At 72.4% G+C, this 14,364-nt stretch carries 10 protein-coding genes; 6 read left to right on the top strand and 4 right to left on the bottom strand.

Annotated elements, in window-relative coordinates; all coding sequences use genetic code 11:
• The first annotated feature begins 20 nt into the window (after positions 1–20).
• The gene (locus ACG04R_RS06970; RefSeq protein WP_394407449.1) at positions 21–575 is read left to right on the top strand and encodes a hypothetical protein; all 555 of its coding nucleotides are present in this window, start codon (positions 21–23) and stop codon (positions 573–575) included.
• On the opposite strand, the gene ACG04R_RS06965 is transcribed toward ACG04R_RS06970, so the two are convergent.
• Complete coding sequence (locus ACG04R_RS06965; RefSeq protein ID WP_394407447.1) at positions 559–1,824, bottom strand: MFS transporter; 1,266 nt, start codon at positions 1,822–1,824, stop codon at positions 559–561. The two genes, ACG04R_RS06970 and ACG04R_RS06965, sit on opposite strands and share 17 nt — an antisense overlap.
• Entirely contained in the window at positions 1,821–2,615 is a 795-nt protein-coding gene (locus tag ACG04R_RS06960) for a carbon-nitrogen hydrolase family protein (RefSeq protein WP_394407445.1), read from the bottom strand. The genes ACG04R_RS06965 and ACG04R_RS06960 overlap by 4 nt, the downstream gene beginning before the upstream one ends.
• 84 nt (positions 2,616–2,699) lie before the next feature.
• Between ACG04R_RS06960 and ACG04R_RS06955 the strand changes: the two genes are divergently transcribed.
• Complete coding sequence (locus tag ACG04R_RS06955; protein WP_394407443.1) at positions 2,700–3,545, top strand: substrate-binding periplasmic protein; 846 nt, start codon at positions 2,700–2,702, stop codon at positions 3,543–3,545.
• A 7-nt stretch (positions 3,546–3,552) separates the two neighbouring features.
• On the opposite strand, the gene ACG04R_RS06950 is transcribed toward ACG04R_RS06955, so the two are convergent.
• Positions 3,553–7,596: a YhdP family protein gene (locus ACG04R_RS06950; RefSeq protein ID WP_394407441.1), complete on the bottom strand. Its 4,044-nt coding sequence runs from the start codon at positions 7,594–7,596 to the stop codon at positions 3,553–3,555.
• A 53-nt stretch (positions 7,597–7,649) separates the two neighbouring features.
• Between ACG04R_RS06950 and glnE the strand changes: the two genes are divergently transcribed.
• The 3 genes from glnE to ACG04R_RS06935 all read left to right on the top strand — a co-directional run bounded on the left by glnE (position 7,650) and on the right by ACG04R_RS06935 (position 11,673).
• A complete protein-coding gene (gene glnE, locus ACG04R_RS06945) occupies positions 7,650–10,379 on the top strand; it encodes a bifunctional [glutamate--ammonia ligase]-adenylyl-L-tyrosine phosphorylase/[glutamate--ammonia-ligase] adenylyltransferase (RefSeq protein WP_394407439.1) in 2,730 nt (909 codons plus the stop codon).
• A 114-nt stretch (positions 10,380–10,493) separates the two neighbouring features.
• Positions 10,494–11,084, top strand: a complete 591-nt coding sequence (rrtA, locus tag ACG04R_RS06940) for a rhombosortase (RefSeq protein WP_394407437.1) — start codon at positions 10,494–10,496, stop codon at positions 11,082–11,084.
• Complete coding sequence (locus ACG04R_RS06935) at positions 11,074–11,673, top strand: hypothetical protein (protein ID WP_394407433.1); 600 nt, start codon at positions 11,074–11,076, stop codon at positions 11,671–11,673. The genes rrtA and ACG04R_RS06935 overlap by 11 nt, the downstream gene beginning before the upstream one ends.
• Positions 11,674–11,730: 57 nt before the next feature.
• Here the strand turns inward: ACG04R_RS06935 and ACG04R_RS06930 are convergent, their stop codons facing one another.
• Positions 11,731–13,434: a ClcB-like voltage-gated chloride channel protein gene (locus ACG04R_RS06930; RefSeq protein WP_394407431.1), complete on the bottom strand. Its 1,704-nt coding sequence runs from the start codon at positions 13,432–13,434 to the stop codon at positions 11,731–11,733.
• Between the two features lie 44 nt (positions 13,435–13,478).
• Between ACG04R_RS06930 and ACG04R_RS06925 the strand changes: the two genes are divergently transcribed.
• Positions 13,479–14,360, top strand: coding sequence for a DMT family transporter (locus tag ACG04R_RS06925; protein WP_394407429.1), 882 nt, complete (start codon positions 13,479–13,481; stop codon positions 14,358–14,360).
• Positions 14,361–14,364: the final 4 nt, after the last annotated feature.

Genomic DNA, 14,364 nt, shown 5'->3' with positions numbered 1-14,364 from the left:
GGGCCTAGCATGGGCCACCCATGTCCCGCCTTGCCCTGCTCCCCGCCGCGCTGCTTGCCCTGATGTTGGCCGGCTGCGGCACGCCCAGCCAGCCGCTGCCGATGGCCGTGGCGCCGGCCGACGCGCTGCAGATCCGCAGCTGGGTGCCCGATGCACTGAGGGCCCAGGTCGCCGTCGCCGCCGTGCGGGGCGGCGAGGAGACGGGCCGCTGGTGGGGTTCCCGCGTCAGCGCCGTGGCCTTGCAGCAGGCGCTTGAGGAGTCGCTGTACGCCGTCGGCATGCGGCCCATGTCGCCCGAGCCGCCGGCCCGCTTCGAGCTGCAGGCCGAGCTGCTGCAGCTGGACCAGCCGCTCGTGCCTGCCCTGGGCGTGACCGTGGGCACCGCGGTGCGCTACACGCTGGTCGACAAGACCAGCGGCAAGACCGTCTACCAGCGCCGCATCGCCAACACCGACGAGGCCAGCCTGGGCGAGGCCGTGCTGTCGCCATCGGAGCGGCTGCGCATCGCCAACGAGCGCGCGCTGCGGGCCAACATCAACCTGCTGCTGCGCGATCTCGTCACGCTGACGCCTTGAGCTCGTGGTGGCGGCGCCCCGCCGTGGCCCACAGCACCAAGGCGCACACCAGGCCCAGCGTGCTGGCCGTGCCGAAGAAAACCATCATGCCGTCGTAGCCCGCCGGGTTGGCGGCGCTGGCCACGGCACGGTCGTTGAGCCAGCCGGCCACGAGGTTGGCGCCGCTGATGCCGGCGTTCTGAATCACCCACATCAGCCCGATGGCCGTGCCGAAGCGGCTGGGCGCGACGAGGCGGCTGGCCAGCGGCCACATGACGGCCGGCACCAGCGAGTAGCTGATGCCGATCAGCGCCGTCGAGATCCACAGGCTCCAGTGCGTCAGCGCCAGCACGGCCAGCGCGACCGGCAGCAGCAGCGTGCCGAAGGCGAGGAAGGGCGCGTAGCGCTGCAGGCGATCGCACAGCCAGCCGAAGGCCGGGGTCGCGAACACGGCGGCGAGGAAGACATAGCTGTTCATCTCGCCGGCGGTGGCGAGGTCCAGCCCGTGCACGTGCTGGAAGTACTTGATCGAGAACGTGCTGCGAAACGCCAGGATGACCGAGTACCAGAGCACGCACAGCACCAGCAGATACCAGTAGGCGCGGCCGAAGTGCAGCAGGTCGCGCCAGACGAACTTCTCCGCGCTGTTGCCCGTCGGCAGCAGGCCCGCCCGGCGCGGTCCGCGGTCCAGCCACCAGTAGACGGCGGCGGCGCCCAGCGACGTGGCCGCGACGCCGGCGGCCAGCACCAGCGGCGGTTGCCAGCCCCGGGCGTAGGTGCCGGCGAACCAGGTCGGCGACATGTCCGCACTGGCCGAGCCCAGCCGCCCGATGCCCAGCGCCAGTCCCATCGCGAGGGCCAGGCTGCTGCCGCCGAAGTAGTCGGCGATGGCCGCCAGCGTGGCGATGCTGAAGGTCTCGGCGCCGATACCGAAGAGCAGCCGGCCCGCGGCCATGCCGAAGAAGTCGGGGCTGAAGGCCGTCAGCAACGCGCCGGCCAGGCAGACGAGCGAGGTCCACAGCGTCATGCGCGCCGCGCCGAAGCGGTCCACCAGCACGCCGCCGACGAGGATGAGCACGACGTTGGGCAGGCTGTAGATCGCGTTCAGCAGGCCGACCTGGCTGTCGCTGAAGCCGCGCTGCTGCTGCAGCAGGTCGGCCACCGGGCCGATGGAGTCGTAGACGTAGTAGTTGCCGAACTGGGAGGCGGCGACGAGCGCGCCGATGAGCCAGGCGAGGCCGCGCGGCGGCTGGGCGGATGCGGCCGTCACAGCTTGCGGTGCGCGAGCGCAGGCAGTTGCTGGCGCACCTGGGCCAGTCGCTGGGTGTCGACGTCGGCGCAGACGACGCCTTCGCCCTCGGGCAGCACGGCGAGCACCTCGCCCCACGGGTCGACGATCATGCTGTGGCCCCAGGTGCGGCGGCCGTTCTCGTGCCGGCCGCCCTGGGCCGGCGCGATGACGTAGCACTGGTTCTCCACCGCGCGGGCGCGCAGCAGCAGCTCCCAGTGCTTCTCGCCCGTCGTGTACGTGAACGCGGCCGGCACGGCCAGCAGCTCGCAGGGGTTGTAGGCACGGAACAGCTCGGGGAAGCGCAGGTCGTAGCAGACCGACAGCCCCGTGCGGATGCCCTCGGCCGTGAAGCTCGCCGGCTGGCTGCCGGCTTCCAGCACGCGGGCCTCGTCGTAGCTCTCGCGGCCGTTGTCGTAGGCGAACAGGTGGATCTTGTCGTAGCGGGCGACGACGTCGCCGGCCGGCGAGAACACCAGCGTCGTGTTGCGCACGCGGGCCGCCTTCCCTGCCTTGATCGGCAGCGTGCCGCCGATGATCCACAGCTTCAGCTCCTGCGCGGCGCGCGCCAGCATGGCCTGGATGGGGCCGTGGCCCAGATCCTCGGCGATGGCCAGCTTGTCGCTGTCCTGCTGGCCCATGAGGCAGAAGTACTCGGGGAGTGCGGCGAGTTGGGCACCCTGGGCGGCAGCGGCTTCGAGCAGCCGGCGCGCGGCCAGGAGGTTGGCGCCCAGGTCGGGCTCCGACACCATTTGTACGGCGGCGATTTTCATGACGGCGATGCTAGCGCCGACAGCGTTGGCATCGAGGCAGAAGTCACGCGGCCTTGTGGCGTCGGGCCCGAGAATCGGCGAGCCATGCCGCTCCCTTCCCGTCTGCGGCGCCAGCTGCTGGCGCTTCCCTTCACTGTCGCGCTGACGCCGGCCTGGAGCGCAGGCCTGACGCTGCGCCTGCCCAACCCCGAGGCCTACAGCGCCCATGGCCGGTTTTTCGTCGAGGTGCTCAAGCTGACGCTTGCCCGGACGGCCGACGGCGAGCCGCCGCCTGTCATCGTGCCGGCCGCACCCGACCTGCCGCGCGAACGCCTGCGCCAGATGCTGCAGGACGGCCAGCTGGACGTGATGTGGAGCACGACGACGCCCGAACGCGAGGCGCAGTCACTGCCGGTGCGCTTCAATCTGCTCAAGGGCACCAACGAGCTGCGCTTCCTGCTCGTGCGCGCGGCGGACCTGCCACGGCTGCGGCCGCTTCGCACGCTGGACGCGCTGCGCACCTTGCGCGCGGGCGCCGGCACCTTCTGGAGCGATGCGCAGATCCTGCGTGCGAACGGCTTCACGGTGGAGACGACGCCCAAGTTCGAGGCGCTGTTCCGCATGCTGCAGCTGGGCCGCTTCGACTTCATCCTGCGCACGCGCGAGGAGATCACTGCGGAGCTGGTGCGCTATGCCGACCTCGGGCTGGCCGAGTTGCCCGGCGTGGCGCTGCAGTACCGGCAGCCGCTGTACTTCTTCGTCGCGCGCGACAAGCCGCAGCTGGCCGGGCGGCTGCTGCGCGGCCTGAACCTGGCGGCGGCGGACGGCAGCTTCGATGCGCTCTTCATGGCCGAGCCGGCGTTGAAGGCGGCGCTCACGCAGCTGCGCGGCTATGCGGGGCTGCGGTTGCCGCTGCGCGCGCTGGAGGCCGACGCCCTGCCCGCGCGCTGACGGGTCCTCAGGGCTGGGGCGCCGCGCTGGCCGCGTCGGCCGCGCTGGCGGCCTTGGCGGCCGGGCCTTCGACCTTCTCGACCTTGGGGTCGTCCCAGGTGCCGGTGATGTGGAACTCGCGCGTGCTGGCCGCGGCCATCGGCCGGCTCAGGATCATCTGCGCGAGGAAGGCGCCCAGCGCGACGGCCGGGTTGATGGCCGCGTAGGCCAGCGATGCACCGCCGGCCGATACTTCGGGCACGACGACGACGCGCAGCTTCTGCGTCTCGGCTGCCAGGTCGGTGCTGCCCTCCACGAGCACGGCGGCCTGCAGGCCGCGGATGCGGATGTTGTCGCTGCGGGCCACGCCGCCGGCGATCTTCACGTCGCCGGTCACGCCGTCGAAGGTGAAGCCCTCGGCGAACACATCGCGGAAGTCCAGCAGGAAGCGGCGCGGCAGCGACTGCAGGCTCAGCACGCCCAGCAGCCGGCCCACGCCGGGCTCGGCCTTCAGGAAGGTGCCGCTGTCGAGCTGGATGTTCAGCGCGCCGGCCATGCTGGCGTAGTGCGGCGCCAGCGGCGAGCCGTCCCAGCCCACCTGGCCGGTCAGCTCGCCCTTGCCGCCGCGCAGCACCTGGCCCTGGCCCAGGCGCTCCAGCAGCTTGCCGGCGTCGGCGATGTCCAGCTTCCAGTCGAGCTGGGTGCGGCGCTTGCCGTCGCCGCTCCAGTGGCCGCTGGCGCTCAGCGTCGAGTCGGGCGCGTGGATCTGCAGCTTCTCCAGCCGCCAGTCGCGCGCGGCAGCCGGGGCGTGGGCCAGCACCTCCAGGCGGCCCAGGCGCTTGCCGCGCAGCTCGAAGTCGTCGACCTCGATGTCCAGCGACGGCAGCGGGCTGCTGCTGGCGGCGGCCTTGGCCGGGTCCATCAGCTCGCTGACCGAGTCGGCCTCGGAGCGTGGCAGCGACAGCCGCGTCAGCCGCGCCTGCACGGTGTCGACCTGGTTGCCGCGCACGCCCTTGAGGTCGATGCGCCCGGTCAGCTGTTCGGCGTCGACGTTGATGCGCCAGTTGGCGCCCTCGCGGGCCACCACGGCGGACACGCGGCCCAGCTGGCGCCCGCCCACCTTCAGTGCCTGGCTGCGCAGCGAGATCTGGCTGGGCAGCAGGCCCGGGCCGTCGCCACCGTCCGCGCCGCCGTCGCCGCCGCCGCCCGACAGCGCGCCCAGGCGCTCTTGCCAGGCGTCCAGGTCCAGCGAGGCGACGTTGGCCTGCAGCAGCACGCCGCTGGCGGGCAGGGCGGGCAGCCGGTCCTGCACGGCCAGCGCGCCGCGCAGCACCTGCGACGCGGCACCGGACACGTCTCGCTGTAGCTGGGCCTGCAGCAGCGGCGACGCTGCCGCGCCCACTTCCAGGCGGATCTCGTCGCGGCTGCTGCTGGTCGGGGTGATCAGCAGGCGCAGCGGCAGCACCGCGTCGGCCTCCTTGTGCGCGGGCGCCGGCAGGTCCAGCGCCATGCCCTGCAGGCTGCTGGACACGCTCAGCTCGGGCTGGCCGTCCTTGGGGATGGCGAGCTGGAAGCGGTAGCCGGCCTGGCCGCTGGCGGCCTGGAACAGGCGCGTCACGGCGCCCAGCTCGGTGGCGCGGCGCAGGCCGTCGGCCGTGGCCTGGCCCTGCACGGCGAAGCGCATGCTGCCGTCGCGCTGCGTGCCGCCCTCGATGCCGGCATCGCCGCCCAGCAGCCGCGCCGTCATGCCCGCCAGCTGCACGCCCTTGCGGTCGAAGTCGATGCGGCCGCGCGCGCCGGCCAGCGCCGGCATGTCGGGGCGCATCTTCACGTCCACGCCGGCCAGCTGCAGCTGGCCCTTGAGCGCCGTCTGGTTGACATCGTCCAGCGGGATGCTCAGGCCCAGCTTGAGCGCCATCGGCCCCTGCGCCGTGGCCGTGCTCAGCGCGTGGCCCAGCCATTCGTCCAGCGGCGAGGCGCGCACGTAGTGCAGCAGGTCGGCGCCCTGGCCGCGCCCGCTGCCGTCCAACACCAGCACGCGGCCGCGTTGCAAGTCCTTGATGCCGCCGTTGACGCCGTTCAGCTCGTAGCCCAGCACCTTGGTGTGGCCGTCCTTGATCTGCAGGCCGCCGCGCTCGAAGACGACCTCGGCGTCCACGCCCTCCATGACCGGCCAGTTCGTGCCGACGTCGCTGTGCGGCACGTAGGCCAGCGTGACGCCCTGTGCCTGCAAGGACACGCGGAAGAGGCCGGTCGATTTGGGCTGGTCGTACGGGAACTCGGCCAGCTCGCCCTTGATGCGCACGTGGGTGTTGCGCGCCTCGCCGGCCAGCAGCGCGCGGGCGATGTAGCTGCGCGTGGCCGGCAGGGACACCGGGATGTAGCGGGCCACGCGGGTCGCGTCCACGCGCTGCGGCACGCGGCCGGTCAGGTCCAGGAAGCCGGCCGTCGTCGCGCCGGCGGGGCGTTTCCACAGCACGTCGAACTCGCCGGCGAGGTCGGGCGTCTGCAGCTGCAGCTCGCGCAGGCGCACCTGCACGTCCCCCTTCGTTCCGGGCTGCGGCAGCTGCCAGCTCAGTTGCGTGGACAGCCGCGTGATCGGCAGGTGCGGGTCTTCGAACAGGCCCGGCAGTTCGACCTCGCCGTCATGCACGGCCAGCCGGGCGGTGCCGCCGCGCTCGCCGGCTTCCAGCTCCAGGCTGGCGCCGCGCAGGCCGGGGCGGCCCAGGTGCTCGGCCTCGGCCGGCTTGGCGGCGATGGCCAGGCCGTCGATCTGCGCCTTGACGTGGTAGCTGCGCGGCGCGTCCAGCGTGCCCTGCCACTGGCCGGCCAGCGCCGTCAGCACGCCGCGCGGCTCCAGCTCGGCCAGCAGCTGGTGGGCACGCTCGCCCAGCGGCAGGCGCTGGGCGATCTGGGCCATCAGTGCGAAGTCCAGGCGTTGTGCGTTGACCTCGCCGCCCAGCACCGTGTCGCCCGGTCCCAGCTGCAGCGACACGCCCCAGTCCGAGCGCGGCCAGGTCACCCCGTCGCCGCTGACGAAACCCAGCTGGTGGGCCTGCAGGCTGAGCTTGTCCTTGGCGCGGGCCAGGTCCAGCCGGCCCTCGATGTGGTCCAGGTCCAGCTCGGGGGCCGAGTCCAGCAGCTTGAGGCGCACGGCGCGCAGCGCCAGGTCCAGCGTCGCGCTGACGGGTTCGCCCTTCTCGATCTGGCCCCAGGCGCGCACGGCGCCGTCGCCCTCGCTGAGCTGGAAGGGCAAGTCTACGTGGCGGCGCAGCTGGCTGAGGTCGGCGCGCGGTAGTTCGGCGTAGAGCTCGCCGCTCCAGTACTGGAACTCGGCCGGCCGCTTCAGCACGTTCTGCGTGAACCGGCCGCGCAGCGTGAAGCGCCGGCCCCAGTCGGCGGGCGGCGTCGCGTCCAGGCGCAGCTGGTGGCGGCGCAGGCTGTTGCGCATGATGAAGTTCAGGTCCGACAGCTCCAGCGGTCGCGCGTCGGCGCGCTTCTCGTCCACCCAGCGCACACGCCCGCCGATGATGGCCAGCTCGGGCTGGCTGAACAGCCAGTCCAGGCCGGCGTCGGTGGTGCCGGCGTCGGTGTGGTCGGGCCCGTCCAGCCCCAGTCCGGCGATGAAGATGCGGCCCTGGGCGTCGCGGCGGATGACGAGCTCGGGCTTGTCCACCAGCAGCTGCGAGAAGCGCGGCTGCAGCACGACCAGCGACTGCGCGGACAGCACGGCGGTCACGCGCGGCAGCGTCAGCGCCGGGTGGCCGTTGGCGTCCAGCACGCGCACGTCGCCGAGTTCCATGCGTGGCATCCAGCCGCCGGTCTCGACAGTGATACGGCCGATGCGCAGCTCTACCCCCAAGGCCTTTGAGGCTTCCTTTTCCAGCCAGGGACGCCATTCGTTGGCGTGCGGGAGAATGACCCAGTGCAGTACGGACCACGCCACGACCCCCAGTGCCCACAGCAGCGCCAGCAGCAGCAGCGCCCAGCGCAAAGCCCGCCAGCACAGGCGCAGGGGCCAGCCGGCGGCGCGGGAGCAATGGTGGAGGGCGGCCGAGAAGATGTCAGACACGTTGTCTCTGGGGGCACGTGGGAACCGGCCGGCAGGCAATCTAGCACAGGGTCATGAGCGAACTGTTTCCCGTTTTTGCTGAACACAGCCGCTATGTGCAGCGTGTGCGCCGCCGTTACGCGGCCGAGTTGCCGCTGCTGCCGCCGGGCCTGCCGGACCGGGCCGTCATCGGCGCGCTGATCGAGACGCTGCTCGCGGCCCCGCCCGGGCGGACCCTCGCCAGCGCCTTGCGTGTGGCCCGCCATCTCGTCATGGAGCGGCTGGCGGTGCTGGACATCGAACAGGGCGCGAGCGTGGCAGATGTCACGCTCGTGATGACCCACCTGGCCGAAGTGACGCTGGATCGCGCGCTGGCCGCCGCCCGCGCCGAGCTGGACGAGATCCACGGTGCGCCGCGCACGGCCGAGGGCGGCGACATCGCCTTCTGGGTCATCGGCATGGGCAAGCTGGGCGCGCGCGAGCTGAACGTGTCGTCCGACATCGACCTCATCTACGTCTACGAGGACGACGGCGAGACGCACGGCCCGCGGCCGATCTCGGCGCACGAGTATTTCGCCAACGTCGCCAAGCGCCTGTACGCGCTGATCGGCGACGTGACCGACGACGGCCAGGTCTTCCGCGTCGACCTCGCGCTGCGGCCCAACGGCAAGAGCGGCCCGCCGGTCGTCAGCCTGGGCATGCTGGAGGAGTATTTCCTTGTGCAGGGCCGCGAGTGGGAGCGCTTTGCGTGGCTGAAGAGCCGCGTCGTCGCGCCGCTGACGGGGTTCGGCGCGCCGGGCGACCCGCGCACGCTGGCGCTGCGCGACCTCGTCGCGCCTTTCGTCTACCGGCGCTATCTTGACTACGGCGTGTTCGAGGGCCTGCGCCAGCTGCACGGCAAGATCCGCAGCGAGGCCAAGGCCCGCGCCGCCGGGCGGCCCGAGCGCGCCAACGACGTGAAGCTGTCGCGCGGCGGCATCCGCGAGATCGAGTTCATCGTGCAGCTGCTGCAGGTCGTGCGCGGCGGCCAGTTCCCCGAGATCCGCACGCGCTCCACCGTCAAGGCGCTGGGCCAGCTCGCCGCGCGTGGTCTGATGAAGCCCGAGACGGCGCAGAAACTTTCCGACGCTTACGTCTTCCTGCGCCGCGTCGAGCACCGCATCCAGTTCCTGGACGACCAGCAGACCCACTGCCTGCCGCAAGCCGACGCCGACCTGGCTTGGATCGCCGCGTCGATGGGATTGAAATGCAGCCGCGAGACGTGTGAGCTCTTCGAGCAGCTCGGCGAGGTACGCGAGCTCGTGGCGACCGAATTCGACGCGCTGCTGCACGGCGCGCCGCAGCAGTCCGGCGGTTGCAAGGGCGGCCAGTGCGGCGGCCCGAAGCCCACCGTGGACGGCGAGGATTTCCTGCAGCGCCTGCCCGAGTCGCTCGCGACGGCCGTGCGCGCGTTGGCCGAGACGCCGCGCGTACAAGGTCTGCGCGAGGAGTCGCGCCAGCGGCTGGCCAAGCTGTTCTACCGCGCGGCGCAGGCTGTGGAGGCCGAGGAATGCTCGCTGGACGCGGCGGTGCGCTTCGTCGACTGGGTCGAGCCGCTGCTGCGCCGCGAGAGTTATCTGGCCATGCTGGTCGAGCGCCCGGCCGTGCAGCAGCGCCTGCTGCGCCTCTTGGGCCTGGCGCGCTGGCCGATGCGCTACCTGATGCAGCACCCCGGCGTCATCGACGAACTGGCCGATCCGCTGCTGCTCTCCGCCCGCTTCGACCGCGATGCCTTCCTGGCCGAGCTGCACAGCCGCGAGCAGGGCTGGGCCCGCAGCGGCCAGGCCGACGAGGAGTCGCTGCTGGACACGCTGCGCCGCGCCCACCATGCGGAGGTGTTCCGCACGCTGGTGCGCGACGTCGAGGGCAGCATCACCGTCGAGCAGGTGGCCGACGACCTGTCGCTGCTGGCCGACGCGGTGCTGCAGATCACCATCCAGTGGGCCTGGGCCCGTTTCGGCAAGGCGCATCGCCCCGAGCCGCGGCTGGCCGTCATCGCCTACGGCAAGCTGGGCGGCAAGGAGCTGGGCTACGGCGGCGACCTGGACGTCGTGTTCGTCTTCGACGACGAGGACGAGAACGCCAGCGAGATCTACGGCGCCTTCGTGCGCCGCCTCATCAACTGGCTGACGCTGCGCACGGCAGCCGGCGAGCTGTTCGACATCGACACCGCGCTGCGGCCCAACGGCAACTCGGGGCTGCTGGTCACGTCGCTGAGCCACTTCGAGGCTTACCAGACCGGTCGCGGCAGCAACACCGCGTGGACCTGGGAGCACCAGGCCATCACGCGGGCGCGCTTCTGCGCCGGCCACCCGGCGCTGGCCGAGCGCTGCGAGAGCGTGCGCCGCCAGGTGCTGACGGCGCCGCGCGACGCCGAGGCGCTCCGGCGCGAGGTGCAGGCCATGCGCGAGAAGGTGCGGTCTGCGCGGCCCGTGAAGGACGGCCTGTTCGACATGAAGCACAGCGAGGGCGGCATGATGGATGCCGAGTTCGCCGTGCAGTTCCTCGTGCTCGCGCATTCGGCCGTGCACCCGCGGCTGCAGGACGACCTGGGCAACATCGCGCTGCTGCGCCTGGCGGAAGCGCTGGGGCTGCTGCCCGGCGGCGTGGGCGAGGCGGCGGCGAACGCCTACCGCGAGCTGCGCCGCGCGCAGCACAGGGCGCGCCTCAACGAGGAGTCGACGGCGCTTGACGCCCAGGCCATGGCGCCGCTGCAGCCGCATCGCGATGCCGTGCTGGCGCTGTGGCGGGCGGTGTTCGGCTGACGGCGCGAGGCGTCGGTGTCACGCGCGGCGGTCGTCTTCGTCCGCGCGCTGGCATCGTGGCGGCCGGGGACTGATGCCAAACTGCCACCCCGCCGCCTGCTGCCGACCTCATCCATGACCCGCACCACCCGCTGGCCGGCCCTGTGCGCCGTGCTGGCCGCGCTGGCCCTGCTGGCCTGGCCCTTGCCCCGCGAGCTGCTGGACTGGCAGCCCGCCCTCGCCGCGGCCCAGCCCTGGCGTGCCGTCACGGCCGCCTTCGTCCACTGGACGGCCATCCACCTCGCCGCCAACCTGGCCGGCTGCGCCGTCATCGCGCTGCTCGGCTGGCGCGCGGCGCTGGATGGGCGTGAGACCGTTGCCGGCCTCGTTGCGCTGCCGCTGACGCAACTGGGCCTGCTGCTGCGTCCCGAGCTGCAGCGCTACGCCGGCCTGTCCGGCGCGCTGCATGCGCTGGTTGCCATCGCCGCGTTGACACTGCTGACGCGCGGTGGGCGCGACCGCCTCATCGGCGCGGCCATCGCCGTCGGCCTGGTCGCCAAGCTCGCGCTGGAACACCCGCTGGGCCCCGTGCTGCGTGTGACGCCGGGCTTCGACTTCCCCGTCGCGCCGTTCGCCCATCTCTGCGGCGCCGTCGCCGGCGCCCTCGCGTGGAGCCTGACAATGCGCGGCCATCAAGCATTACCGAGGAACCCGCATGGGACGTGAAGCCAGCTGTACCGCCCGCGTGGGCACCGAGACCGCAGAAGTCGCCGCCCTGCTCGAATCCACCACCGTCGTGCTGCGCGGCGCCATCAAGCGCAAGTGGGCCATCGCCGCGCTGCAGAACCTGCGCGTCGCCGGCGAGGAGCTGCTGTTCGACGTGGACGGCGAGGCCGTCGCGCTGGCGCTGGGCGAGAAGGAGGCCGGCAAGTGGCTGACCAAGCTGCAGGCGCCGCCGCCCACGCTGGCCGCGAAGCTGGGCGTCAGCGCCGAGAACCCGGCGCTGCTGATCGGCCCGACCGTGGGCACGCTGGACCCGGCGCTGGCCGAGGCGCTGTCCCACGGCCTGACCGGCAACGTGAAGACCGCGCGCATGCTGGTGGCCGTCATCAGCAAGCCGGGCGAGCTGGAGCGCATGGCCGACTTCCACGCCACGATGCTCTGCAAGACCGTCTGGGTCGTGCATCAGAAAGGCCGCGATGCCTTCCCGTCCGACGCCGAGATCCGCACCGAACTGCGCAGCCGCGGCTACGTGGACAACAAGACCAGCGCGGTGTCGGACAGGCTGACGGCGACGCGCTACGTCAGGCGTTAGGCGGCAGCGCGCCCAAAGCAGGGATGCGCTGCGCGGGAGGGTCCGGGCAGGCGTTGTCTAGCTGATCGCCAGCTGCTCCCGCAGCATCAGCACGAGGTCGGTCTTCGTGACGTGGCCGAGCAGCCGCCCGGCGGCATCAAGCACCGGCAGGCGCTCGCCCGGGTGGCTCTCGAACACTTGCAGTACCTCCCACAGCGGCATGTCCTCGCTCAGGCTGGGGAAGCGCGGCTGCAGCAGGTCCGCAGGCCAGGGGGCGGCCGGGTCGTGCGGCGCCTTCAGCCGCTTCGCCAGCTCGTGCAGGGGAATGACGCCCTGGAAATGCCGTTCCGCGTCCAGCACGTAGACGTGGCGCCAGCGGCTTTCCAGCAGGCGCTGTTCCACGTCGGCGATGCTGGCGCCCGGGCCGACGGTGCAGCTGTCGGTGCGCAGCAGGTCGCCCGCGCTGGCCAGCCGCGGGTCGGCGGCCGCCCTGGCGCGCTGCGATGACGCGTACACCGAGTCCGGCCTCAGCAGCCGCGACAGCGAGACGGCCAGCACGCAGGCCAGCATCAGCGGCGCCACCACGCGGTAGTTCTCCGTCATCTCGAAGATCATCAGCAGCGATGTGAGCGGCGCATGCGTGCTGGCCGCCAGGAAGGCGCCCATGCCGATGGCCGCGCCGACCTGCATCGGCAGCGCGGCCGGGAACACCATGCCGGCGAGGACGGTGAACAGCGCGCCGCTGACCGCGCCGACGAACAGCGTCGGCGTGAAGATGCCGCCGACGGCGCCCGAGCCCGTGGTCGCGGCCACGGCCGCCACCTTGAACAGCAGCACCAGCAGCAGGGCCTGCCAGGGCCAGCCGCCCTGCAGCACGCTGTCGACGACGCTGAAGCCGTTGCCCCAGACCTGCGGCGCCTGCAGGGACAGCAGGCCCACCAGCAGGCCGCCGCCTGCGAGCTTCCAGGGCCGCGCGATCTGCCAGCGGCCCAGGACGGTCTTGGCGCGGTCCAGCAGCCACAGGTACAGCGGCGCGCCCAGCCCCGCCAGCAGGCCCAGCAGGCCGCACAGGAAATAGGCCGGGCCGCCCAGCTCGGCAACCTCCGGCATGCGGTAGAGCGAATGGCTGCCGGTCAGGCCCGCCATCGTCAGGTGGGCCGTCACCGACGAGATCAGCAGCGGCGCCAGCGTGTCGGTGGACAGCGACTGCAGCACGATCTCGGCGACGAAGAGCGCGCCGGCGATCGGCGTGCCATAGGCTGTCGTGAGGCCGGCGGCGGCGGCGCAGGCGACCAGCAGCCGCCGCCGCGCGACGGGCATGCCGCGCCACACGGCCAGCACGGAGCCCGTCAGCGCCGCCAGCTGCACCATCGGGCCTTCGCGGCCGATCGCGCCGCCGCTGACCACCGTGCACAGCGAGGACAGCGCCCGCAGCAGCGAGCTGCGCGTGCCGAGTTCGCCGCGGCCGAGCACCACGGCCTCCATGTAGTCGCCGTGCGGCGCGTGCGCCTGCCGCCCTTCCCAGGCCAGCACGGCGCCGGCCAGCAGGCCGCCGAGGGCGGGTGCGGCCAGGCGCAGCCACCAGGGCAGCGACTCGGCGGCCCGCACCAGGCCGTCGGTGCCGTAGAGCAGCCGCTCCATCCCCACCAGGCAGGCGCGAAACCCCAGGGTGGACAGCGCGCCAGTGACGCCGACCACGGCCGCCCAGGCCAGCGTGCGCTGCCAGTCGGTGGGGCGCAGCCGCAGGAGCAGCAGAAGGGCGGGTTCGAAGAGCTTGCGCATCGCGCCCAGGAGCGTAGCCGAACGGGGGCTGGCAGCATGGCGGCATGCGCCAATCCCACCTCGACCCCCGTGCCGTCGTCATCCTGCTGCTGTGCTGCCTGCTGTGGGGTATCAACCAGGTCGCCGCAAAGGCGGCGCTGACGGAGATCGGGCCGCTGTGGCAGGCGGGGCTGCGTTCGGTCGTGGCGGGCGTGCTGGTGTGGCTGTGGTCGCTGTCGCGCCGTGTGCCGCTGTTCGGGCAGGACGGCAGCGGCGCGGGCGGGCTGCTGGCCGGCGCGTTGTTCGCGGCCGAGTTCGCCTGCATCTTCGTCGGCCTGCAGTACACCAGCGCATCGCGCATGGTGGTGTTCATCTACCTGTCGCCCTTCGTCGTCGCGATGGGCATGCCGTGGATCGCGCACGGCGAGAAGCTGTCGGGCCGGCAGTGGGCGGGCCTGGTGCTGGCTTTCGGTGCGGTGGCGTTCGCGTTCGCCGAGGGCTTTTCAACGCCGCACAGCCCGCGCCAATGGTGGGGCGACGCGCTGGGCGTGGCCGCCGCCGTGCTGTGGGGCGGCACGACGCTGGCCATCCGTGCCACCAGGCTGGCCGCCGCGCCGGCCGAAAAGACGCTGCTGTACCAGCTCGGCGTGTCGGCCCTCGCGCTGTGCTCGGCAGCGGTATTCGCCGGCGAGCCGCTGCCCGTGCATTGGTCGCCGCGGCTCCTGGGGCTGTTCGGCTTCCAGGCCGTCGTCGTGTCGTTCGCGAGCTACCTCGCGTGGTTCTGGCTGATCCGCCACTATGCGGCGACGCGGCTGGCCGTCTTCACGCTGAGCACGCCGCTGTTCGGGCTGCTGGCCGGCGCGCTGCTGCTGGGCGAGGGCATCAGCACGCGGCTGGTGGCGGCACTGGCTGCGCTGGCGGCCGGCATCGTGCTGGTCAACCGCTGAGCGC

Origin of the sequence: Pelomonas candidula, assembly GCF_043555985.1 — a bacterium.
GTDB lineage: Bacteria > Pseudomonadota > Gammaproteobacteria > Burkholderiales > Burkholderiaceae_C > Pelomonas > Pelomonas candidula.
This window is presented reverse-complemented; position numbering and strand designations above follow the sequence as displayed.